This is a genomic window from Pseudomonas reinekei, assembly GCF_001945365.1.
Lineage (GTDB): Bacteria > Pseudomonadota > Gammaproteobacteria > Pseudomonadales > Pseudomonadaceae > Aquipseudomonas > Aquipseudomonas reinekei.
In genome coordinates this window covers 1-633 of record NZ_MSTQ01000060.1, presented here as the reverse complement: position 1 = coordinate 633, position 633 = coordinate 1, and the positions used below count along the sequence as shown (strand labels likewise).

Annotated in this window: 1 protein-coding gene and 1 pseudogene; one reads left to right on the top strand and one right to left on the bottom strand. The window is 59.4% G+C overall.

The window, feature by feature from the left end; genetic code table 11:
• Nucleotides 1-323: hypothetical protein (locus BVK86_RS29940; protein WP_167371527.1), on the bottom strand; the 323-nt coding region annotated here is incomplete at its 3' end.
• On the opposite strand from BVK86_RS29940, the pseudogene BVK86_RS30295 reads away from it, so the two are divergent.
• Nucleotides 271-461 (top strand): annotated as a pseudogene (locus BVK86_RS30295) (RHS repeat-associated core domain-containing protein); the annotation flags it as partial. The gene BVK86_RS29940 and the pseudogene BVK86_RS30295 sit on opposite strands and share 53 nt — an antisense overlap.
• Nucleotides 462-633 lie beyond the last annotated feature (172 nt).

The following is a 633-nucleotide window of genomic DNA, read 5'->3' as shown; positions in this document are numbered from 1 at the left end:
GCCATTTCCGCCAACTGGCTGGCATCGATTTCCCCGCAGGCTTCTGGATGCAGGTGCACCACGCCGATGGACAGCGAAAGCAACGGGAATTCCTGGCGCACGCCCTGGCGATTGGGGGCGATGAAGCCGCCGGCTTCGAGGTGTTCGGGGCGGTAGAAGCGGCGGCACTGGCTTTGAAGCACCTGCGCTTGCCGGACAACAGTCGCCTGCAGTAGCACCGCGAAAAAGACGGGGCGCTGACGGCCATTGACCTTAACGGCTCGCGGCTGCCTGATGCCGGATCCGGTGAAACTGGCGGGCGGGTTGAGCGCGTATCGGTACACGCCGAATCCGACGGGGTGGGTGGATCCGTTGGGGTTGAGCGGGAATTGTCCGGGGGGAATAAGCCGGGTTGCTCGGCGCCGGATGGTGGTTTTGGGGTTAAGGTTGATGAGGGGGGACCAAGTGTTCCTAGGCCGACATCACTACCTCAAGATTTTGGTAGTGAAGAGAAGCTAACATCCCATTGTAGTGGTCAACTGATCCCGGACACGACGTTAAGTTTTTTCTCGGCCTGAGCCGGTGGCAGCCCACCATTAAATTGGTGCGGTCGAATCCAGTTGTATCGGTGCATCAAAAAATGGCTGATATCCC